General features: G+C 52.7%; 24 protein-coding genes. 13 read left to right on the top strand and 11 right to left on the bottom strand.

All coding sequences use genetic code 11. From position 1 onward, the window contains the following. Positions 1 to 104 precede the first annotated feature (104 nt). Entirely contained in the window at positions 105 to 1,031 is a 927-nt protein-coding gene (rarD, locus tag AB6B37_RS05580; protein ID WP_371397906.1) for an EamA family transporter RarD, read from the top strand. 1 nt (position 1,032) lies between these two features. Here the strand turns inward: rarD and AB6B37_RS05575 are convergent, their stop codons facing one another. Continuing rightward, a complete protein-coding gene (locus AB6B37_RS05575) occupies positions 1,033 to 1,341 on the bottom strand; it encodes a hypothetical protein (RefSeq protein WP_371397905.1) in 309 nt (102 codons plus the stop codon). Beyond that, positions 1,341 to 2,174: an RNA methyltransferase gene (locus AB6B37_RS05570; protein ID WP_371397904.1), complete on the bottom strand. Its 834-nt coding sequence runs from the start codon at positions 2,172 to 2,174 to the stop codon at positions 1,341 to 1,343. The genes AB6B37_RS05575 and AB6B37_RS05570 overlap by 1 nt, the downstream gene beginning before the upstream one ends. Before the next feature lie 101 nt (positions 2,175 to 2,275). On the opposite strand from AB6B37_RS05570, the gene AB6B37_RS05565 reads away from it, so the two are divergent. Together AB6B37_RS05565 and AB6B37_RS05560 are read left to right on the top strand one after the other, a co-directional pair. Continuing rightward, positions 2,276 to 3,487, top strand: coding sequence for an NADP-dependent isocitrate dehydrogenase (locus tag AB6B37_RS05565; protein ID WP_371398416.1), 1,212 nt, complete (start codon positions 2,276 to 2,278; stop codon positions 3,485 to 3,487). Positions 3,488 to 3,608: 121 nt separating this feature from the next. Further along, positions 3,609 to 4,163 carry a hypothetical protein gene (locus AB6B37_RS05560; protein ID WP_371397903.1) on the top strand — a complete coding sequence of 185 codons (555 nt, stop codon included), beginning with the start codon at positions 3,609 to 3,611 and terminating at the stop codon, positions 4,161 to 4,163. Between the two features lie 218 nt (positions 4,164 to 4,381). On the opposite strand, the gene AB6B37_RS05555 is transcribed toward AB6B37_RS05560, so the two are convergent. Continuing rightward, on the bottom strand, positions 4,382 to 6,568 hold the full coding sequence (locus AB6B37_RS05555; protein ID WP_371397902.1) for an NADP-dependent isocitrate dehydrogenase: 2,187 nt from the start codon (positions 6,566 to 6,568) through the stop codon (positions 4,382 to 4,384). 225 nt (positions 6,569 to 6,793) lie between these two features. Between AB6B37_RS05555 and AB6B37_RS05550 the strand changes: the two genes are divergently transcribed. Beyond that, positions 6,794 to 7,612, top strand: a complete 819-nt coding sequence (locus tag AB6B37_RS05550) for a MipA/OmpV family protein (protein WP_371397901.1) — start codon at positions 6,794 to 6,796, stop codon at positions 7,610 to 7,612. A gap of 296 nt (positions 7,613 to 7,908) precedes the next feature. On the opposite strand, the gene scpB is transcribed toward AB6B37_RS05550, so the two are convergent. The 5 genes from scpB to AB6B37_RS05525 all read right to left on the bottom strand — a co-directional run bounded on the left by scpB (position 7,909) and on the right by AB6B37_RS05525 (position 12,681). Then, entirely contained in the window at positions 7,909 to 8,667 is a 759-nt protein-coding gene (scpB, locus tag AB6B37_RS05545; RefSeq protein ID WP_371397900.1) for an SMC-Scp complex subunit ScpB, read from the bottom strand. A 1-nt stretch (position 8,668) separates the two neighbouring features. After that, complete coding sequence (locus AB6B37_RS05540) at positions 8,669 to 9,499, bottom strand: ScpA family protein (RefSeq protein ID WP_371397899.1); 831 nt, start codon at positions 9,497 to 9,499, stop codon at positions 8,669 to 8,671. Continuing rightward, on the bottom strand, positions 9,499 to 10,527 hold the full coding sequence (gene nagZ / locus AB6B37_RS05535) for a beta-N-acetylhexosaminidase (protein ID WP_371397898.1): 1,029 nt from the start codon (positions 10,525 to 10,527) through the stop codon (positions 9,499 to 9,501). Before nagZ ends, AB6B37_RS05540 begins: the two co-directional genes overlap by 1 nt. A gap of 3 nt (positions 10,528 to 10,530) precedes the next feature. Next, complete coding sequence (locus AB6B37_RS05530) at positions 10,531 to 11,307, bottom strand: SPOR domain-containing protein (RefSeq protein ID WP_371397897.1); 777 nt, start codon at positions 11,305 to 11,307, stop codon at positions 10,531 to 10,533. Positions 11,308 to 11,484: 177 nt separating this feature from the next. Beyond that, positions 11,485 to 12,681, bottom strand: coding sequence for a deoxyguanosinetriphosphate triphosphohydrolase (locus AB6B37_RS05525; RefSeq protein WP_371397896.1), 1,197 nt, complete (start codon positions 12,679 to 12,681; stop codon positions 11,485 to 11,487). Positions 12,682 to 12,853: 172 nt separating this feature from the next. Here AB6B37_RS05525 and AB6B37_RS05520 point away from each other — a divergent pair, with 172 nt between their 5' ends. The 5 genes from AB6B37_RS05520 (at position 12,854) to bfr (ending at position 15,483) form a co-directional block, all read left to right on the top strand. Then, a complete protein-coding gene (locus AB6B37_RS05520; RefSeq protein ID WP_371397895.1) occupies positions 12,854 to 13,288 on the top strand; it encodes a hypothetical protein in 435 nt (144 codons plus the stop codon). Between the two features lie 99 nt (positions 13,289 to 13,387). Beyond that, positions 13,388 to 14,029, top strand: coding sequence for a hypothetical protein (locus tag AB6B37_RS05515; protein WP_371397894.1), 642 nt, complete (start codon positions 13,388 to 13,390; stop codon positions 14,027 to 14,029). A gap of 93 nt (positions 14,030 to 14,122) precedes the next feature. After that, a complete protein-coding gene (gene erpA, locus AB6B37_RS05510; protein ID WP_371398415.1) occupies positions 14,123 to 14,449 on the top strand; it encodes an iron-sulfur cluster insertion protein ErpA in 327 nt (108 codons plus the stop codon). A 259-nt stretch (positions 14,450 to 14,708) separates the two neighbouring features. Then, a complete protein-coding gene (locus AB6B37_RS05505) occupies positions 14,709 to 14,894 on the top strand; it encodes a hypothetical protein (protein WP_371397893.1) in 186 nt (61 codons plus the stop codon). Between the two features lie 109 nt (positions 14,895 to 15,003). Further along, positions 15,004 to 15,483 (top strand): bacterioferritin, encoded by a 480-nt coding sequence (gene bfr / locus AB6B37_RS05500; RefSeq protein ID WP_371397892.1) that lies wholly within the window; start codon positions 15,004 to 15,006, stop codon positions 15,481 to 15,483. 2 nt (positions 15,484 to 15,485) lie between these two features. Here bfr and AB6B37_RS05495 read toward each other — a convergent pair whose 3' ends face one another. The 3 genes from AB6B37_RS05495 to AB6B37_RS05485 are packed head-to-tail and all read right to left on the bottom strand — an operon-like array spanning position 15,486 to position 17,464. Next, positions 15,486 to 16,364: a DMT family transporter gene (locus AB6B37_RS05495; RefSeq protein ID WP_371397891.1), complete on the bottom strand. Its 879-nt coding sequence runs from the start codon at positions 16,362 to 16,364 to the stop codon at positions 15,486 to 15,488. Between the two features lie 2 nt (positions 16,365 to 16,366). After that, positions 16,367 to 16,708, bottom strand: a complete 342-nt coding sequence (locus tag AB6B37_RS05490) for a 2OG-Fe(II) oxygenase (RefSeq protein WP_371397890.1) — start codon at positions 16,706 to 16,708, stop codon at positions 16,367 to 16,369. A 9-nt stretch (positions 16,709 to 16,717) separates the two neighbouring features. Beyond that, a complete protein-coding gene (locus tag AB6B37_RS05485; RefSeq protein ID WP_371397889.1) occupies positions 16,718 to 17,464 on the bottom strand; it encodes a competence/damage-inducible protein A in 747 nt (248 codons plus the stop codon). A gap of 96 nt (positions 17,465 to 17,560) precedes the next feature. On the opposite strand from AB6B37_RS05485, the gene map reads away from it, so the two are divergent. The 4 genes from map to purB all read left to right on the top strand — a co-directional run bounded on the left by map (position 17,561) and on the right by purB (position 22,231). Further along, positions 17,561 to 18,385: a type I methionyl aminopeptidase gene (gene map, locus AB6B37_RS05480; protein ID WP_371397888.1), complete on the top strand. Its 825-nt coding sequence runs from the start codon at positions 17,561 to 17,563 to the stop codon at positions 18,383 to 18,385. A 59-nt stretch (positions 18,386 to 18,444) separates the two neighbouring features. Next, on the top strand, positions 18,445 to 19,332 hold the full coding sequence (gene radC, locus AB6B37_RS05475) for a DNA repair protein RadC (protein WP_371397887.1): 888 nt from the start codon (positions 18,445 to 18,447) through the stop codon (positions 19,330 to 19,332). Positions 19,333 to 19,469: 137 nt separating this feature from the next. Then, entirely contained in the window at positions 19,470 to 20,801 is a 1,332-nt protein-coding gene (locus tag AB6B37_RS05470; protein ID WP_371397886.1) for a spinster family MFS transporter, read from the top strand. 104 nt (positions 20,802 to 20,905) lie between these two features. Beyond that, positions 20,906 to 22,231 carry an adenylosuccinate lyase gene (gene purB, locus AB6B37_RS05465; RefSeq protein ID WP_371397885.1) on the top strand — a complete coding sequence of 442 codons (1,326 nt, stop codon included), beginning with the start codon at positions 20,906 to 20,908 and terminating at the stop codon, positions 22,229 to 22,231. Positions 22,232 to 22,237 lie beyond the last annotated feature (6 nt).

Below are 22,237 nucleotides of genomic sequence, written 5' to 3'. Positions count from 1 at the left end.
GGGATAGCGGGCTTTTAAGGCTTACGCCCGTTGCGTCAAGCCAAAATAGCGCAAAATACAGCCAAATCCAGCTTGCCGAGCACGCCGTCACGGCGCATAGCGAAATGATGAGCCCCTCGCCGCCACATAACAGCCAAACATCCGTCTGGAGCCATGGTCTTCTGGCGGGCATAGCGGCCTATACGATATGGGGGTTCTTTCCCATTTATTTCAAAATGACCGAGGAAGTCGGCGCGCTGGAAATCCTCGCGCACCGCATATTATGGTCTGTCCCTTTTGGGCTTTTGATTATCGCGGCACGGCGGCAATTCCCTGACGTGGGGCGGGTCTTTAAGAACCCGAAAATGCTATTCTGGCTGTTCATTGCCGCTATCGCGCTGGCGGCAAATTGGGGCATGTATATTTGGGCCATACAGATTGACCAGATTTTCCAAGCCAGCCTTGGCTATTATATCAACCCCCTGCTCTACGTGCTGGTTGGTGTCATGTTTTTTGGTGAAAGACTATCAAAGCTTCAAATTTTAGCCGTGGTCTTCGCCGTTATTGGCGTCACGATACTGGCCGTTTACGGCGGTGTTTTTCCAGGCATATCGCTGTTTCTCGCCTGTAGCTTTGGACTCTACGGCGTCATCCGCAAACAAGTCGACGTCGGCGCTATGCCGGGCTTGCTAGTCGAGACAATTGTCCTGCTACCCGCAGCGATTGGATACCTCATATATCTGGGACAGACGGGCACCATTGTCTTTGGCCCTGCGCCAAATCACGGCGGGCTGTCTATATCGCTATTGATGCTAGCGGCTGGCCCCATAACTGTGCTGCCGTTGCTCTGCTTTGCGGTGGCGGCGCGCAAATTAAAACTGTCCACGCTGGGATTTTTGCAATTCATCGGCCCGACCTTGCAGTTTTGCTGCGGCCTTTATTACGGCGAGCCGTTTACTCGCGCTCACGCATTATGTTTTGGCTTTATTTGGATCGCGGTGTTGATGTTCATGTGGGACGGCCTACGAAAGCGGCCCGCACCAATTGCCTAGCCTATCCGCGATTACCCGACATAAAGTCAACGAAATAGGCCCCGCCTTCTGAACCCGCGAAATAACCGAGCAAATAAGCAATGAAGATAATCATTAATTGCGTTGCGAATAAAAATGCGCCTTCAATAAGGCGGTTGGGCGGCGCGTGGCGACGTTCTGTCTTGCTAATATCCATGCGGGACCGCACCATGAACAATGTCGAGACCAGCGCTAGCAGCGGAATTAATACCGCAGAGGCGAGTTTAAACCCGGCAATCGCTGCCATAATAATACAGGCATAACCGACAAATTTTGAATATTTTCCGAGCATTATGTGTCCTTATCCTTCGGCGCGCTTTTAGCGTTTTGGGCCTGATGCGCAACCCCGCGCCCTTTGGCCAGCGCTTTAATCATGCCGCGCATGGTGCGCACTTCTTGTTCTGTCATTTTGGCCCGTGTGAACGGCGCGCGAATATTGCGGCGCATCAGGTCAGTCTTGGTTGTCGGGAAGAAAAAGCCCGCTTTTGATAATTCGTCCTCTAGATGTTCAAACATGCGCACCAAATCTTCGCGCTTGGCGGGCGCGGATTGTACGTCATCAAACACAGGCGGCGGCGCGGTGGATTCTGACGCTGCCCAGATATAGCTAAACACTCCCACGGCCTGGGCGAGGTTCAAGGACTGAAATGCGGGATTAATCGGATAGGTGATAATGGCATCGGCCAGCACCACATCATCATTGGTCAGACCCGCCTTTTCTGGCCCAAACATTATGGCCGTGCGTCGACCCTGTGCAATTTCGGACCTCAACTCACCGCCGACAACATCTGTGCCGACTACGGGCAGTTCCATTTCACGGCGGCGCGCGGTGGCGGCCAAGCAGTAATTGATATCAGCCAGCGCCGATTCTGTGTCGGGATAAAGCTTGGCATTATTCAGCACATCAATCGCACCTGCCGCCAAGGCATCCGCCGCTGGATTGGGCCAACCGTCACGCGGGGCAACCAAGCGCAATTCTGTCAGGCCAAAGTTTAACATGGCGCGACAGGCCGCCCCGATATTTTCACCCAGTTGAGGTCGCACCAAGATTACAGCGGGAATATCGCCCGCCGTAACCGGCTTTGCCACGACCTTGCCTAATTGGTCTTTTGTTGTTTTTCCCATTGCCTGTTTCCCGTTACGGTCTTTGCATGACCTATACTTGTTATGTGCTGCAAAAGGCGGTAGACACCGCTGAAATTTACACACGCGTTACAGAGGTAAACATGGCTAAAATCAAGGTAAATAATCCTGTTGTGGATATGAACGGCGACGAAATGACTCGCATCATGTGGGATATGATCAAAGAGCGCCTTATTCTGCCTTATCTGGATATTGAACTTTTGGATTATGATCTCTCTATCCAAAGCCGTGACGCGACGAATGACCAAATCACAGTCGACGCCGCCAACGCCATTAAAAAGCACAATGTCGGTATTAAATGCGCCACCATCACCCCGGATGAGCAGCGCGTCGAAGAATTTGACCTTAAGAAAATGTGGCGCAGCCCGAACGGTACGATCCGTAATATCCTCGGCGGTGTTGTCTTTCGCGAACCCATCATCTGTAACAATATCCCGCGCCTTGTGCCCGGTTGGACACAGCCCATCGTGATTGGACGCCATGCCTTTGGTGACCAATATAAAGCGACAGATTTCCTTGTCCCCTCAGCGGGCAAGCTGACCATGAAATGGGAAGGCGAAAACGGCGAAACGATAGAGCGCGAAGTCTTTGATTTCCCCGAAGCGGGCGTGGCCATGGGCATGTATAATCTGGACCAGTCCATCCGTGATTTTGCGCGCGCGACTTTTAACTATGGCCTGACACGCAAGTGGCCTGTTTACCTCTCGACCAAAAATACAATTTTGAAAAAATACGACGGTCGTTTCAAAGACCTATTCCAAGAAGTTTATGACGCGGAATTTGCTGATCAATTCGCGGAATTTGGCGGCGAATATCAGCACCGCTTAATTGACGATATGGTTGCGGCAGCCATGAAATGGTCTGGCGGTTACATTTGGGCTTGTAAAAACTATGACGGTGATGTGCAATCAGACACTGTTGCGCAAGGCTTTGGCTCGCTCGGTCTGATGACGTCATTCCTGCTGACGCCAGACGGAAAGACCATGGAGGCCGAAGCCGCCCACGGCACAGTGACCCGTCACTACCGCAACCACCAAAAAGGCGAAAGCACGTCGACCAACTCCACCGCGTCCATTTACGCTTGGACTCGGGGCCTCGCCCACCGCGCCAAGCTTGATGACAATGAAGCGCTGGCAAAGTTTGCAACGGGCCTAGAAGCCACGGTAAAAGAAACCATTGAAGGCGGCCAAATGACAAAAGACTTGGCGCTCCTCGTTGGCGCGCAGCAAGGCTGGCTGACGACAACAGGTTACCTTGAGGCCATTGCCGAGAACTTTGAACGGAAGATGACATAGGCTTCAAGAGACCCCCTGAGGCCAATTAACGCGTCATCACCGACCTTGGGTCGGTGATCTACGTGTCGTCGGTGCATCAGAGCGATTCTTTGCCGCATGGATACCCGACACAAGGTCGGGCATGACGCCGATTGTGGATGAGGCGGAATTAAAATGTAGGATCGAAATGTTATCTGAAACGCTTCTTACTGTTTGTATTGCCTTCCTAACCGTAGTTTTCACATTATTGGGAAATGCGGTTTTACAGACTTGGAGAGATAAAAAGGAAACTTCCGATAACGATCAAAATTATCGGGCTACACTTACAGCATTATTTTCAGTCCGAAATTTTATCGTCAATCAGGTAAACTTCCTCGAAAATCACGACCTTTATCACGAAGTTGCAATTGTTTCTTCCCTTAATGAAGCACAGAAAACTATCGAATATTGCATTGATAGATGCAAAGTCGACTCTCAACATTTTATGTATAGCTTGTATGAAGTGAAGTTAGCATTGGTAAGCTATTGCAATTTCATTGAAAACTATGACGCCCTTGGAGATATGATAGAGGAATATGCCCTGAGGCGAGATAGCTTACTTAATTCATTGGAAGATTTCGATTTTTTAACATCAAGCAGTGGCTTAACAATTTCAGAAAACGAAATAGAACAATTACTTAATTTCAGCGAATTATAGAAATTACTAGAAAAATACTTTTGATGTCATTCCGACGCGGCCCGCAGGGGCGCCCGGAAACCATGTCGTAATTTTACGGCAAGACACAAACCTCGTTATCTCGTGGACACAGCACGGCATGGGTTCCGGGCGACTGTGTCGCGACGGAATGACGTGTATAATAAATAGGGCTTTTGCACGTTAGAAACGCGCGCATCCAGAATGCTGCTCGGCGGACCCTAGCCAATAATCGCGTTTAGCGTCTTTGACGGGCGCATAATCGCTGTGACTTTATCGGCGTCTGCGTGGTAATAGCCGCCCATATCGGCGGGCTTGCCTTCGTCAGCCTTCAATTCTGCCAAAATCGTGTCTTCATTCTCTGCGAGTTCCGTAGCGATTTTTGAAAAATGCGCTTTTAAATCCGCATCTTTATATTGCGACGCAATGGCTTCGGCCCAGTAGCGCGCGAACCAGTAATGTGACGAGCGGTTATCATTATCCCCGACCTTACGGCCCGGAGAATGCCCCTCGACCAGAAGGATTTGCGTCGCGCGTTCAACGGCGTCGCCTAAAATCGCCGCCTTTGGACGGTCTTTCGTGGCAAGGAAATTGAAGCTTTCGCCCAGCGCGCAAAATTCGCCGAGGCTGTCCCAGCGCAAATGGTTTTCTTCTTGTAGCTGCTCGACATGTTTAGGCGCAGAGCCGCCGGCCCCTGTTTCAAACAAGCCGCCGCCGTTCATCAATTTAACAATAGACAGCATTTTCGCCGATGTCCCTAATTCCAGAATTGGGAAAAGATCGGTCAGATAATCGCGCAACACATTGCCCGTGATGGTCACAACGTCATGGCCTTTCGTCATTTCCTCTAGCGTGAAGCGGGTCGCCGCGCGCGGGGCCATGATGGGGATGTCTTTGCCAGCATCCGCCAAGGCAGGCTTGATATATTTGATGAGCTCTGCGTCATGGGCGCGGTTCTCGTCCAGCCAAAACGCGGCCAAACCTGTTGCATCAGCACGCTCAATGCCGAGCTTAATCCAATCTAAAATCGGCGCTTTCTTGGCGGTGCAAGAGCGCCAGATATCACCCGCTTCGACGTCGTGGCTGATAATCGTCTCGCCGTTATCAAGCACGATAGAGATAGTGCCGTCTGCGTTGGCCGTAAAGGTGGTGGGGTGGGAGCCGTATTCTTCGGCCTTTTGCGCCATTAAGCCCACATTGGACACCGCGCCGCATGTCGTGACGTCAAGCTTGCCGTTCGTTTTGAAAAACTCCACCGTTTCGTCATATACGGGTGCGTAGCAATTATCAGGAATACAGCACTTGGTGTTGGCGGGTTCTCCGTCAGGGCCCCAGCCAATACCGCCCGCCTTAATCACCGCCGGCATAGACGCGTCAATAATGACGTCCGATGAGACGTGAAGATTGGTAATACCTTTGTCGGAATTGACCATATAAAGTGGCGGCTTAGACGCAAGCGCAGCCTTTAAATCCGCTTCCATCTCTGCATTGCCCGCAATGAGTTTTTCCAATGTGCCGATGCCAGAGTTCGGGTTGAAATCAATCGCGCTACCGTGTTTGCCAAGGAAGTCTTCGAGATAAACAGAGACAAAGTGCCCGAAGATAATCGGGTCAGACACTTTCATCATCGTCGCTTTCAGGTGGACAGAAAACAACACACCGGGCGGTGTGGAGGCGACTTCGTCTTTGATGTAAGTGCGAAGCGCCTTGGCGGACATAAATGTGCCGTCAACGATTGTGCCGTCTTCATATGATAGCCCGTCTTTTAAAACGGTGGTTTTGCCGTCTTTATCCGTATGAATAATTTTCGCGCCGCCCGCTTGGGCCGCAGTAATCGTCACTGATTTTTCATTGGCAAAGAAATCATGGCCCGGCATGGACGCGACCGTTGTTTTATTATCTTTTGTCCAATCGCCCATGCGGTGTGGATTTAATTTAGCATAAGCTTTGACCGCTTTGGCAGAGCGGCGATCAGAATTACCTTCGCGCAGGACAGGGTTCACCGCGGAGCCTTTGATGCCGTCATATTTGGCCCGTACAGATTTCTCTGTATCCGTTTTCGGGTCGCGCGGATAATCTGGGATGGGAAAGCCTTGGGACTGAAGCTCAGTGATTGCTTCTTGTAATTGCGGCACAGAGGCCGAAATATTGGGCAGTTTAATGACATTGGCATCAGGCGTTTTCACCAACTCACCAAGGGCCGCCAAGTCATCCGTGACGCGCTGCTCATCTGATAAAAGGTTTGAGAATAAGGATAATATCCGACCCGCCAACGATATGTCCCGCGTCTGTACATTGATGCCTGCCGCACCCGCAAAGGCGCTAATAATGGGCAGTAGCGAGTTCCGCGCAAGCTCTGGCGCTTCGTCAACGATAGTATAGATAATGTCGGGTGTTGTTGTGCTCATGTTTATCAGCTTTCGGGCAAGTCATGTCGCCCCTATAATGGCGACATCAGATGGGAAATTAAGTCCCCTCTATCTATAGGACAGACAACCGATTTCAACTGATAAACAAAAAATATCCTTTAGGGTTTACAAGCGTCGAAAACGACCGACCCTATTCTCGCGCGAACGTGACTAGTGCGTGATGGCCGCTCTGCTTATGCAAAATACAGACATAGGGGAGCCGTCATGTTTCGTATCATTTTTACCACCACCATCTTAAGCTTTGCGAGCGCGCCAGCGTTTGCCCAAATCGCAGACCCCATGCCCAGCGACACAGCGGGCACGGGCTATATTGGGGCGACAGCGTTACTATCCTCAGACTACTTAGGCGCGGCGAATGAGACAGTGACAGCCCTGCCCTATCTTAGCTTTGAAAACATCAAAGGTTTTGACCTGTTCGGCACGGCGCTGTCCTACCGCGCGATTGAGGCGGGCACTGGCGAAGGCTTTGGCAAATGGTCGCTCCGCGCAGGACCAACTGTCTCCTATCAACGCGGTCGCGACAGCTCTGATAGCGTCAATTTGATCGGATTTGACGATGTTGACGCCAGTATTTTGGCAGGCGGTTACATCCGCACGACAATTGGCCCTGTTGGCCTGCGCCTTGACGCGGCCCAAGACTTCGCAGGTGGCCATGACGGGCTGACCGTGGATGCCTCTATCGGTACGTTTTACCGCGTTGGTAATTTTGCCATTCAGCCCTCCGCTACGGTCAGTTGGGGCAGCGGCGCGCATAATGACAGCTTCTTTAGCGTCACAAATGCTCAAGCCGCCAGCTCTGGCCTCACTACTTATGACGCGGGTGCTGGCATTTACGGCTACTCGCTCGGCATTGTCAGCTGGGTCGAAATAAAGGACCAATACGCCATAAGCCTCATCGGCTCCTACCGCTGGTTCACAGATGAGGCGGAAGATAGCCCGATTTTAAACGCATCAGACGGGTCGAAAAACGGCCTGTTTGCTGGGCTGAGTGTATCGCGAAAGTTTGATAGCAATAAGTGGTAAGCAACCATCATTATTCCAATTTTAGCGAAGAAAAAGCAGGGTCAAAGCAGTCCGTCATCACCGAGCCTGTCTCGGTGATCCATGTGTCATCATTGCGTCAGGACGAATGCTCATCGCATAGATACCCGCGACAAATATTGTCATTCCGACGTGGACGCAGTCCACCTGGAAACCATATCGGGCAGGGCCTACGCAAAACAAAGTTTAAAAATAGCCGTGAAACAATAACATGAATTCTAGGCTGCTTTGCCGCGGCGGAATGACAATCAATTAAAAGACAGACCGAAATTTAGCCCCTAATCATCGCCTTCTTCATCCCCAATAAAGTCCTCGAAAAATTCAGGTTGGTCGTCATCATCCTCTAGCGGGTCTTCGTCGATACGCAGGTCGTCCATTTCCATGGGGCTTGGCATTTCGAAATCTTTGGGCAAGCGCGGATCAAGCAGGCCAGCGGCTTTAAGGTCTTCGCGACCGGGCAAATCAGAGATTTGCTCCAGATTAAAATGCGCTAAAAATCCGTCCGACGTGCCGTAAGTGACAGGCCGACCCGGTGTGCGGCGACGTCCGCGCAGACGCACCCAACCCAGTTCCATCAGCACATCAATCGTGCCTTTGGACACAGCCACACCGCGCACGTCTTCGATCTCGGCGCGGGTGACGGGTTGATGGTAAGCGATAATCGCAAGTGTCTCTAAAGCGGCACGCGAGAGCTTGCGCGGGGCTTCTTTGACGTCCACCAAATGCCCCGCCAAATCAGGCGCGGTTTGGAAACGCCAGCGTCCGCCAACGGTGACCAAATTAATACCCCGCCCCGCATAATCGCGCGTTAGTCGTGCGAGCAAAGCGCCGACATCGGTATCTTCGCCCATACGGTCGCGCAGGGTTTCCACATCAATTGGCTCACTTGCCGCAAATAACAGCGCCTCCAACAAGCGAAGCTCGCGGTCGACAGCGTCGCCGTCACCTTTTTGGCGCAAGCGCTCTGTGATGCTCACCACGCCGTCTTCAATGCCGACGGCGGCGGTTTCGACCCGGTCTTTTTTACTATCAGACATATTACTCGCTTGTCTTTCGTGTGGCAGCGCGCACATAAATTGGCGCGAAAGTTTTGGTTTGGCGCAGCTCTAGCTCGCCCTCTTTGGCAAGCTCTAATCCCGCGAGGAGCGAGCTAGCCTTAATGGAATTGACAGGGACGCCCTCCTCTACATCACTGGCGGCTGGCATCAGCGCGTTGAGCGATTGCCAACCATCGCTGTCCATACCGCTAGAGAGGCTGGACAGCATGGCACGGCGAAGACGCGCACGCGCATCCTCTAGGCTCATGACTTTGGGCTTAGGAAGCTTGTGATTACGGATGGTCGCTTTGGAGCGGCTCTCGCCGTAAGCTTTTAGAATATCAAACAGCTCGGCCTCAAATAACGGCGTCGTGCGAGAGCGTAGCCCCTCTGGCATACCACGCACTTGGGTGGCAATCCCTGTGATTGGCAGGCGAAATAGAGCATCTGCGGCGCGTCGCATCGCGGCCAAGCGTTGCAGACGAAAGGCCAAATGCGCGGCCAATTCATCTTCTTCGGGGAGGTCTTCGTCTTTACCCTCTTTGGGCAAAATCAGGCGCGATTTCAAATAGGCCAACCAAGACGCCATGACGAGGTAATCCGCCGCCAGCTCAATCCGTAGGTTTTCTGCTGTCTTGATAAAGGCCAGATATTGTTCGGCCAGATCGAGGATTGAAATCCGTGCCAAATCGACCTTTTGTTTACGGGCTAATTCTAGCAATAAATGCAGCGGCCCTTCATAGCCGTCAATATCGAGCAGCAAGCCTTCGCCGACATCCGCCGCATCGTCTGCGGCTTCAAAATCCAGATCCTCTTGGAAATCATCCGCCATTAGACTGAAACCTGCTGGTGACCATATTGAATAAGCAGCGCGTCAAAGGCGATTTCCGCTGAGGTGCGGTCAAATTCATCGGCATAAAGCGCGCTATAATCGGCAATGTCGGCACGGCGGCGCGCGTCACCCGTTAAGGTCTTTGCCCCTTTGGCAACTTTTACCATCGCCGGCAATACGCCAGAGCATTGCAGCGCAATATCGCATCCTGCCGCCAGCGCGCGTTCCGTCTTGGCCGTCAAGCCGCCAGACAGCGCCTTCATATCCAAATCATCAGACATCAAAAGCCCGTCAAAGCCGATGACGCCGCGTACAATATGGTCAATCGCCGCCGTTGATAAAGTCAGCGGGACTGTGTCATCCACACAGTCAAATACCGCATGGGCGGTCATCGCCATAGGCGCATCAGACAGTGCGGTGAAGGGCATAAAGTCTGTCAGGCGGAGTTGCAGCTCTGGCTCCGTGATACGCGGCAGCGCCTTATGGCTGTCGACTGTGGCGCGGCCATGACCGGGGATATGTTTAATCACAGGCGCAACCCCGCCCACCATAAGGCCCGCCATAGCGGCATGGGCCATATCGATAATAGAGGCTGTGCTATTGCCAAAGGCGCGGTCTGATATGATGGGGTCAGCGCCGTCCACGGGCAAATCCAGCACAGGGGCGCAATCCGCATTAAGGCCCGCCGTGCGCAAATCATCCGCCATCAGTCGGTGATGCAGATAACACGCCATTAAGCCGTCGGATTTATTGTTACGGTAAATATCGGCCAGCACAGCAGCGGCGGGATAATCGCGCCAATAGGGCGGACGCATACGGCGTACACGGCCGCCTTCTTGGTCGATAAAAATCATGGCGTGCCGCCCAACTGTGTCGCGAATATCCGCGCACAGCCGCGCGACTTGGGCGGGCGTTTCAATATTGCGCGCAAAGAGGATAAAGCCCCAGGGCGAGGCATCGCGGAAGAACGCGCGTTCGCCTGCGGTTAATTTTGGCCCCGCCAGGCCAAATATGCTCGCCATGCTCATGATTTACTTCCGCGCCACGATACAGGCTTGGCCGCGTGCTTTAAACTGATCACACAGGCGTTTGGCCGCCGCTTGGTCAGCCATGCCTGCCACGCGCAGACGGTAATAGATGCCCTTATCACCCAAATCGACTTGTTTAATGTCTGAATAAAGACCGCTGGGCAGGACATTGGAAAACTTACCAGAGACCGTATTCCACAAATCCACGGCATCAGCACGATTACGTAGCGAGGCGATTTGCACAACGTAATCACTACCGCCCGTCGCAACAGGGGCTGGTGCAGGTCTTGTAGAGGCTTGGGGCGCGGGACGGGTTGCGATTGGCGCAGGGGTCGTCACTTTAGGTGCCTCTGTCACGGGCTTGGGCGCGGCGACCTCAATATTAGCGGTTTTCGGCATTTCTACGGGACGTTCAGACGCTGGCGCTGGGGTGACGGTCTCGTTCACGTCATTCCCCGCCATAACGTCGTAAACGGCTTTGTCTTGGTCGGGGGTCTGCGCACCGCCAGGATTTTCAGGTGTGACTTTAAACGGCACATCATCGGCGGCCACGATTGGCGCGCTGTCGCGGTCGCGCGTGCCGGGCTGATAGATAAAAAAGACCAATAGCGCGAGCAGCAGCAAACCGACGATAAAGGCCGTCAGCACATAGATAGACCGCCGCCCCGTATGGTCACGCACATCAAATGGCACGAGCGGTTCGTCACCGTCATAGCCGTTCGGTCCACCTCCGCTTGGCGGTGAATCGTATCCAGAATTGTCATTTTGGCTTGTCGTCATGGCCAGCACCTTTGAAGTCTTGCGCTTATGAACCGATTCGCGCGTGATAGAACAATAGGCGGTTTAGGTGGCCATTATAAGGCCAGAGCTGTGGTTAAACACCGCTATTATGAGGGCTAAAATTTGCGCTGATAAAGGTTAAGGCAATCTTAATGTCGCGCCATAAGCGCAGCCGCGCTAGCTCGGTAAATATCCTGTCACAGAAAACAGTTTGCGGTGCTCTGATATCGCGTAGGCATCGGTCATACCGGCAATATAATCACAGACAATCCGCGCCGTCACTGCCGTATTGGGCCCGTCGCAGCGATTGCGTAAGTCAGTTGGCAATATGGTCGGATCTGTGAGGAATAAATCAAACAATTCACGCACAACACGGGCCGCCTGCCCCATCATGCGGTTGACCTTGTAATGACGGTACATATTCTCGAACAGGAACTTGCGCAGCGGGGCTTCTTTCGCGCGAAAGCTGTCTGAAAATCCGACGACCGCATGATCCAGCGCGCGGATATCATCTGCTGATTTTGGGTCTGCCGCCGCCAATCGTTTACGCGTTTCGGCCAGCACATCGGCAACCATGATTCCGATCAAGTCTCGCACGGCTTCGTGTATCATGCGGTCCTCTGATAGGTCAGGATAACGGCGGCGGACATCGGCGAACGCCTCCCCGACCAACGGCACCTCACAGATATCGCTCACGCTAAACAATCCCGCCCGCAGACCATCGTCAATATCGTGATTATTATAGGCAATGTCATCGGCAATGGCGGCGACCTGCGCCTCTGGCCCCGCAAATGTGTGAAGCTCCAGCGCTTCCCAATCTGCGAGCGCGCGAATGGCCCACGGCAAGTCCTCGACACCTTGTTTGTCCGTCACCAGCGGGCCATTATGTTTGGCAATCCCCTCTAGCGTTTCCCACGTCAGGTTCAGCCCGTCAAATTCAGCGTAGCGGCCTTCCAAATGCTCGACGATGCGCAATGTCTGAGCGTTATGGTCAAACCCGCCAAAGGGCGCCATGCCCGCCGCCAGCGCGTCTTCGCCCGAGTGGCCAAAGGGTGGGTGACCAAGGTCATGGCCAAGGCACAAGCATTCCGCCAAATCCTCATCCAGCCCCAACACCCGCGCGATAGACCGCCCGATTTGCGCGACTTCCAAGCTATGCGTCAGGCGGGTGCGGTAATAATCGCCTTCATGGGCGACAAAGACTTGGGTCTTGCCTTTTAGGCGGCGAAAGGCGCTGCTGTGGATGATGCGGTCTTTGTCGCGCTGAAAGGGGCTGCGTTCACTGCCAGAGGGCTGAGCGATACGCCGCCCGCGCGCTTTATTGGGGTCAGATGCGTAATCTGCACGCCCCCGCACCGGTGAAAATTTTACCATGATACCCTGCCCAAATAAGGTGATTTGGGGCGTGTGTAACGGAAAAGACACGCCATTGCGAGGGGGGATTTGAAAGCTCTCTTGTTGTTCCAAGATTAAAGATTTGTGTGTTGAATAGCATCACCTCTATGCTTACCAGTTAGGGGAGCTAATAGCGTTTGAAGGGCAGATTATGCGCAGCACAATTATCAAAGTCGCCGCAGCGGCGTTAGTCGGCTTTGCCCTCTGTACGCCAAGCTTTGCGCAAGATGCGGCCACACCGACAGCACCCGCCGCATCAGTGCTTGACCAATTTCAAGATTTTGAGATCACGTCTGCTGTGACGGCAGACCCCAGCCCATTTTCACGCGGCAGCGCACAGCCTGCACCGACTGTGCTACCAAATATGCAAAACACTACGACCCCCCAACTAACAGACACGGATATGCGCTTGCTGGGCCTTGATACCCAACTGAGCGATGGGGAGAGCCCAAACGACCAAGAGTTTGAAGCCATTAAAGACAGTATCGCCATCAAAAACCCCACAGCCAAACCCAAAAGCAAAATTGAGCGGTTTAAGCCAGAGTTTCAAATTCGCACCAATGACGACGTGATTGAGATTAAGTAGGGAGTAGCGCTAAGCGCCTGTTAACCGTTTAATTTAGGGAATTTTAAAACCTGTAACACTACTTTTGCATCCGTAAGTTTATTTAGCGCGGGATTCTTCATGCATAAAATTATCGGAACTTTTATGATTGCCAGCTTTGGCTTTGGCAGCGTTATTGCAGCTCAAGCGGGTCAAGATGAAGCGATAAGTAAAGACTTGGATTGCCGTGATGACTTTTCCCAAACACTCTACTTAGATTTAGAAAGTGCTGAACGCTATTACTCTGGTTCAGCACGCTATGTTACGTCGAAACGCTGTGCGAAACGCGCCGCTCGCGCGCTTAATCAGTATAGAGATTTAAACCCAGACAATAATACCGAGAGACTCATATCAGCAGAGGCATATTTACGCGGGGTAAGCGGGCAAAATGACACCGCAATAACGCTCTTAAAAGAAGCGATCACCAAACATGAACGGCCTCTATCAGACGATGACATGGGTGAGGATTACATGGACCATGCAGCATTAGCCTTTCTGGAACGTGATTTTGATAAGCTCAAAGCACTGCGTATGCGCCTAGCGAACTTACCAATGCCCGATTATTACAAAGATGCCCTGCCAAAAATGCGCGAAATCTCCCCGTATATAGACCATAGTTTTCCGCCAAGCCTTTTCATCATCGACGCTTATGTAGATTGTTACGAGCGCGGGTTTTATAATGCGTTTACTTTGTGCGAAGGCAACCGCTTGTCATTCTTGTAACTAGGCCAGACTACCTTGTAAGTGAGCCAGACTACAGCATTACGATTACCCCAACCCCTTCCCTTCGCCTCCATTGGCCCCTATATCCACCCTATGACAGATGTATCCCTATCCCAAAACGCAGCACGCCAGATTAAGGCGATTATGGCTAAGCAAGGCGTGGACCGTTTTATGCGGGTCGCGGTTGAGGGCGGCGGCTGTTCGGGCTTTCAGTATAAATTTGATTTCGCTGATGCGCCCAATGACGACGATATTGTGATTGAACGTGACGGCGCGAAAGTCGTGATTGACGAGATGAGCCTTGAGTTTTTATCCGGCTCAGAGATTGATTACACGCAAGAGCTCATCGGATCCGCGTTTAAAATCACCAACCCAAACGCCACAGCGGGCTGCGGCTGCGGGACGAGTTTTAGCGTTTAGGCTCTAAATTTCAGTCCCCCATCCCTCATGACGAGGAGGTCTTTGGCGACTTGGGGCCAAACTCGATAAATGTGGGTGGTTTTTTTAAGCACAAGACCCTCACCTGCGCGAGGGATGTGGCTTAAATCGCGGGACACCCCCTTCCTCTTGCCCCCAATTTTGACCTTCGTCAAAATAATTGCACATGCACCTGCGAATTGCTCGCAAAGTAGTTGACACTCATTTGCAACTAGCGCATATGAAAACCATGATACATTGTGTGTGCAACAACATTAATACGCAAAAACTGGACACGGCTGCGGCCTGTGGGGCACGTAAACCTGCCTGTGTGTTGCGCCACCACGGCAAAAAATTTAATTGCGGTCAATGCGTTAGCTCTATCCAAGACCGCCTAAATACTTTGAATGCGATTGAGAATGCCTCTCTCTTGCAAGCCGCTGAATAATAACGGTTTTTTCTTTTTTACTCGCTAAATCCAACGAAGCGCGTTAGGCGTTATAACACTACATGTTGGGCCTATGTTGGCATGACACCCATGAATGACGGAGCATCACATGCGTGAGAACCCCAAAACTATCGAATTTTTGAACAAAGCCCTGAAAAATGAGCTCACGGCTATTAATCAATATTTCTTGCACTACCGCATGCTCAAAGATTGGGGCGTGAGCAAGCTGGCGAAAAAGGAATATGAAGAGTCCATTGATGAGATGAACCACGCGGATTGGCTCATCGAGCGGATTTTATTCTTGGGCGGCCTACCCAACCTACAAGACCTCGGCAAATTGTTCATCGGTGAAACGGTTGAAGAAATCATCGAATGTGACCTCAAGATTGAACATATCGCCATTCCCCTACTCCGTGACGCCGTCGAGCATTGCGAGAGCGTGCGCGATTATGTGACGCGCGACCTGTTCGCCAAAATCTTAACGAGCGAAGAAGATCACCTCGATTTCCTGGAAACCCAACAAGATCAAATTAAATTGATGGGTATCCAGAATTACATCCAAAGCCAAAGCGAACCTAACGCGGAGTAGTGTTAGCGCCTCGGCACCATCGTGAACGCGATACCGCCGAGGATAAGCACCACAGATAGGGTGAGACGTAGTGTTAGGGGTTCTGACACGAAGGCCACCCCACCCAGCGCGGCAATAACCGGCACAGAAAGCTGAACAATCCCGCCTTGCGTGGCCGATAAGCCGCGCAGGGCGGCATACCATATGACGTAGCCAACACCTGATGTAATCGCGCCAGACGCCACAGCAAACATTATGCCGTCCATCGGCACGGATGCGGCTTTCCCCAGGGCGAGATAGCCCCCCATCGCCGCAGCGCCCAAAGGCACAGACCAGACAAAGTTGCGGGCTGTGCGAGACAACGGATCCCCTGCCCCGCGCCCCAGTAACGAATAAACACCCCAACACACCCCCGACACCGCCATCAATGCCGCGCCAATTATGTCTGGTGCGGTTAAATCATCCGCGCCTCCCAAGATGGTAGAAATTGGCAGGACGAGATAAACAAAGGCCGCACAGGCCGTGACCACACCGACCCACGCCACAACGCCCATACGCTCGCCAATCATAACACCGCGCCCAATCATGGTCAGTTGCACCACCCCAAACAATATCAACGCCCCCATCCCCGTCTCGAGCCGTAAATAAGCCAGCGAAAACGCGAGCGCATAGCCAAAAAGCATCAATGCCGATAAAGGCTCGACCCGCAAAGACGCCCGCCAATCCGCAGGCCTGCTGCGCAAAGCCATAATCGCGACCAAGATCACAGCCGCCGCAACGAGCCGCAGGAGTGTATAGCTGACCGCGTTTATATCTGTGCCCACCAAAGCCGCCCGCGCCAGCACGGAATTGGCGGCAAACGCCACCATGGCAAGGGTGGTGAGGAGGATAGAGCGGAGCATTACTAGGGCAATTCCGGTCGCAACCAACCAACGCTTAGAACGTATCGGTTACTTCCAGAAACTTCGGACACGCAATGGGCGTATTTGTCAGGCCGAAAGAGCTTTACACGGGGCCAATCTATGATGGTTTGCTCGCATTTAAATTCGCCGCCAGACTTTGGCCGTTTTAAAATAATATTTAACCTGAAATGACGACCAAGAGCGACAGGGTCTTTATGTGTGGGAATAGACGTGCCGACTGGAAAACGCAGGATATAGCTATCAAATTTAAACCGTCGCGAGATTATAAGCGGAAGCTTGTCATATCCTGTTCCTTGCCGTCCTTTTATCCACTTTAGTGTCATATCGAAAATCTATGACGTCTCAGTAAGCGCCGCAACCAATGCGTCCAGCTCTGTCTCGACCTTATCTAACATCGCCTCATCCCTCCCGCGGGCGACGAATGTAACGCCGCGCAGCTCTGCGTTGAAAAACGGATAGCTGCCGAGGCTGACACCGTCGTATTTGGCTTCAATCTCGGCTAATGGTGCGGCGGCGTCGCCCTCGCCTATGCCTGACGCGGTGACACTGCGTGAGAACACTGTCGCGCCGCCTTTGATGCGGTGTTCAATATCGGGCAACATGCCCCGCATGATGGACGGCACACCGGCCATAGTGAACACATTGCCCGTTTGAAAACCCGGGGCTTGCGACACAGGGTTTTTAATCAAGCTGGCCCCGTCGGGAATGCGCGCCATACGGCGGCGGGCGGCGTTAAGCTCCTGAAGGCTGTAGCGCTCTCGCAGAGCCTTAATCGCGTCTGCGCGCTCTGATATACCAACGTCAAAGGCCCCCGCGATACAATCGGCGGTGATGTCGTCATGGGTCGGGCCAATGCCGCCTGTGGTAAAGACATAATCAAACCGCGCCGAGAAATCACGCACGGTTTGGGTGATAACATCTCCGTCATCGGCCACAATCCGCGCTTCGCCGACTTGCACGCCCATGGGCTCTAGCCACCGCGCGATGGTGCCTAAATTAGTATCTTGTGTTCGCCCCGACAAAAGCTCATCCCCGATAAGGATAACGCCCGCTGTGACTGTATTGCTATTTGTTTCCATGGGGCCTCTTTGCCCGCCCCCGCTCAAAGGCGCAACTCACAATTTCTAGCCGCAAAAGAGCCTAGCCTAAGCCCGCCGCCCCTGTTATAGCGGGGCATGAATTATATTAATGCAGAAGACGCTGACGACATTCGTGACGGCGCGATAAAACTCCACAGCAAGGCCGATTTTGAAGGCATGCGCAAGGCAGGGCGTTTGGCGGCGGAATGCCTCGATATGCTTGTGCCTATGGTGAAGCCCGGCACAACGACTTTAGACATTGACAAGGCGTGTTTTGAATTTGCCATGGATAACGGCGCTGTGCCTGCATGTCTGGGTTACCGCGGCTATCAGCACACAGTCTGCACATCGGTGAACGAGGTTATTTGCCACGGTATTCCTAATGAAAAGCGCCTGAAAAATGGCGATATTGTCAATATTGACGTGACCCTAATTGTGGACGGCTGGCACGGTGATACATCGCGCATGTATCCGATTGGCGAGATTAAGCCCTTTGCGCGCCGCCTCATCGATGTGACCTATGATAGCTTGATGCTGGGCTTGGCCGCAGTGAAACCCGGCAATACGACGGGTGATATTGGCCACGCCATCCAGAGCTTTGCCGAGGGCGAGCGCATGTCAGTTGTCCAGGATTTTTGCGGCCACGGTCTTGGCCGTTTGTTCCACGACGCCCCTAATATCCTACACTTTGGGCGTCCGGGCCAAGGCGAGACGCTACGCGAGGGCATGTTCTTTACCGTGGAGCCGATGCTGAACTTGGGCAAGCCGCATGTGAAGATAAAACCTGACGGTTGGACGGCCGTGACCAAAGACCGCAAATTATCCGCGCAATTTGAACATTCGATTGGCGTAACCAAAGACGGTTGCGAGATTTTCACGCTTAGCCCCAAGGGGCTGCATAAGCCCCCTTATCAGGTGTAAGCCGCTTGTCGGGGGATGAGCCCAAAAACAAAAACATAAGCGACGGCCCAGCCGAGCGTATGATTGCCGCCGCCCTAGAACAAATCTCGCCTCGTACTGCTACGAAGCTGAGCGATGCGTCAGCGTCCCAAAAGACCAGTGATAAAAACTCGGCTACGGCAAAAACGCCGTCTGCTCAGACTGCATCAAAAGCTCCTGCGTCTAAAACTGTCAGCCCTGAAACGCTCGCGCCCCAAACTGTACCCAAAAAGCCTGCCGCGAAAGTAGCCGCCCCCAAACCCCATTACCACGGCCATCGTGACCGCCTGCGCGCACGGTTCAAGCAAGGCGGCATCAATGCCCTCGCTGATTATGAACTGCTAGAGCTTTGCTTGTTTCGCTCTATTCCGCGCCGCGACGTTAAACCCATCGCCAAAGAGCTGATTGCCAAATTCGGGAGCTTTGCCGAGGTGATTGCCGCGCCTATCCCGCGCTTAACCGAAGTCAAATTTGTATCAGACGCCACCGCGCTGGAACTTAAAATCTTGCAAGCCGCCGCGACTAAATTGGGACGAGAGAGCGTTATGCACCGTCCGATATTATCAAGCTGGAGCGCGCTTTTGGATTACTGCCGCTCTGCCATGCAATTTGAACGCGTCGAGCAATTTCGTGTCCTGTTCCTTGACCGGAAAAACCGCTTGATCGCCGATGAAGTTATGGGCCAAGGCACGGTTGACCGCGCCCCCGTCTACCCGCGAGAGATCATCAAACGCGCGCTAGAGCTGGAGGCGACGGCGCTGATACTCGCCCATAACCACCCATCAGGCGACCCGACACCCAGCGCGGCAGACATCACCATGACCGAAGACATTACAAAGGTCTGCAAAGGTGTGGGCATCGCCGTGCATGACCACCTCATTATTGGCCGCGATAATATCGCCAGCTTTAAAACGCTGGGTCTGATGTAGGGTGAGGTTGATATAGCGCCAATCACGACGACTTAGGCCTACCACCCCCGCATATCATAACACATTTGTTAGTCGATTTTCATTGACGCCTCGCCTGTTTTCGCCTCTTGTCAGGAAAAACATAATGGGGATTTCTTATGAGCGAATTGACGGCCAATACCGCCCATCCAAGCAAGCGCTACCGCACGATGGTTCTTTTACTGCTGACGTTAATATACGCCTTTAATTTTATTGACCGTCAGATTATTGGGATTTTATCACCCTTCATTATGGAAGATTTGGGGCTGTCCAATTCGCAAATGGGTCTTCTAAAGGGATTTCTTTTTGCGCTGTTTTACACAGTCGTCGGCATCCCAATTGCGTGGCTCGCCGACCGTTATAACCGCACCAATATCGTCTGTATTTCTTTGGCCGTCTGGAGCGGCTTTACTGCGTTAACGGGTATAGCCAATAGCTTCTTGTCTATTGGTCTGGCGCGTATGGGTGTCGGCATTGGCGAAGCGGGTGGGTCTCCGCCGTCACATTCCATTATCTCTGATATGTATAACAAAGATGAACGCTCTGGCGCGCTAGCGATTTACGCGCTGGGTATTCCGCTGGGGCTTGGCTTTGCTTATTTTGTCGCTGGCTACGCGCTGGGTAACCCAGGGAGTGATTTTGACTGGCGTAACCTGCTGATTATCCTCGGGGCAAGCGGGATTGCGCTTGCTGTTATCACGCGCATCCTAGTGCGTGAACCTGTGCGCGGCGCACAAGAAAAAGCCAAGAAAGACGCCATAGAAATTCCGTTTAAAACGGCGCTTAAAACGCTTTTGTCTATCCCGTCCTGGTGGGCTATGTGCTTTGGTATCGCGCTGGCCTCTTTCGTGGGTTACGCCGTATCAGCTTGGCAGATTGATTACCTCCTGCCCTTTGACGGATCGCAGGAAAATCCGTTCGGTTTTCAAAAAATGATGTATATCCTCGCCCTTGCGAATATGATTTTTTACGGCGGCGGAACATTTTTTGGCGGGGCCTTGGCCCAAAAGCTCGCGGGTAAATCTGTGTCTTATTACGCGCTTGTGCCGGCTGTCTCTATTCTGATTTGTATCCCGCTGGTGATTGCCGCCTTTTGGGTACCCAGCACCGCGTTGCACCTTGTTTTCGGGGCGATATTGTTGTTCTTCCTTGGCATGTATTTAGGGCCAAGCTTTGCGATCGCCCAGACATTGGCCCCTATTAACATGCGGGCCATGTCCACGGCGCTGTTCTTTTTGATCTTGAACCTTATCGCGCTGGGCGGCGGGCCAACAGCGGTTGGTTTCCTCGCTGATGCCTTTAAGGAGGCTCACGGCCAAGTGCACGCCATACGTTTGGCCATTACGATTTGCACCTTTGCGCTTGTACTCTCCGCGATTAGCTTTTTCATCGCAGCCAAAGTTCTACCGCGTGATTGGGCGGCCGCGCAAAGTCGGAATGAAGGCGCGTAAAGACGCGCCCTAATCCCCAGCTTAGACGCCAAAATCACCTTACCTCTTGACCTTTGTGGCCGCCTTTTGTCTAAGGCGGCCATTGTTATATAAAGGTGAGTCTCATGATAGAACGCTATGCCCGTAAGGAAATGACCGAGATTTGGTCAGCCGCCAGTAAATACCGTATCTGGTTTGAAATTGAGGCGCATGGCTGCGACGCTCTCGCCGCGCTTGGTGTTATTCCGCAAGAGGCCGCCAAAAATATTTGGGACAAAGGCGGAAATGCAGAATTTGACGTGGCCCGCATTGACGAAATTGAACGCGAGGTCAAACATGACGTTATTGCGTTCCTAACCCATCTGGCTGAATTTATTGGTGATGACAGTCGCTTTGTGCACCAAGGCTTCACCAGCTCCGATATCCTAGACACGACATTATCTGTGCAGATGGCGCGCGCCACTGACTTGCTGCTTGTTGGGATGGACCGCGTCCTCGCCGCACTAAAGTCGCGCGCAGAAGAGCATAAATATTCCATCACCATTGGACGCTCCCACGGCATTCACGCCGAACCAACCACGATGGGCGTCAAGCTCGCGCGGTTTTACGCAGAGTTCGCCCGTGGTCGTGAACGCCTTGTGACGGCCCGTAAAGAGATCGCGGTCTGCGCCATATCAGGGGCCATTGGCACATTTGCCAATATCGACCCGTCAGTGGAACACCATGTTGCCGAGAAAATGAACCTCGCCGTTGAGCCCGTATCCTCCCAAGTTATTCCCCGCGACCGTCACGCCGCGTTCTTTGCGACGCTCGGCGTGATTGCCAGCTCGATTGAAAATATCGCCGTGGAAATCCGTCATCTGCAACGGACCGAGGTCCTAGAAGCTGAAGAATTTTTCTCCAAGGGTCAAAAGGGTAGTTCGGCCATGCCGCATAAACGCAATCCAGTCCTAACCGAAAACCTAACGGGTCTAGCGCGTCTTGTGCGTATGGCGGTCATGCCCGCGATGGAAAACGTCGCGCTATGGCATGAGCGGGATATTTCACATAGCTCTGTGGAGCGCGGCATTGGCCCCGACAGCACTGTGCATCTTGATTTTGCGCTGCACCGCTTGGCGGGCGTGATTGAAAATCTGGTTATCTATCCTGATAAAATGGCGGATAATATGAACCGTCTGGGCGGGCTTCATAATAGTCAGCGCTTCCTGCTGGCCCTGACCCAAGCGGGCGTATCGCGCGAAGACAGCTACCGCCTTGTGCAGCGCAACGCCATGAAAGTGTGGGAGATGTTCCGCACAGGCGGCAATGCGGGCGAAGGCGCGTTTTTAAACCTTCTCTTGTCCGACAAAGATGTGACTGAGCACCTGTCCGATTCGCAAATCCGGTCGATGTTTGATGATGAATATCACACCAAACATGTGCAGACGATTTTTGATCGTGTGTTTGGCTAGACGACC

The sequence above is a fragment of the Fretibacter rubidus genome, assembly GCF_041429785.1.
In the GTDB taxonomy this organism is placed as follows: Bacteria; Pseudomonadota; Alphaproteobacteria; order Caulobacterales; family Maricaulaceae; genus Fretibacter; species Fretibacter rubidus.
Note: the sequence above shows the minus strand (reverse complement) of the source record. Positions and strands in the feature narration are given on the sequence as shown.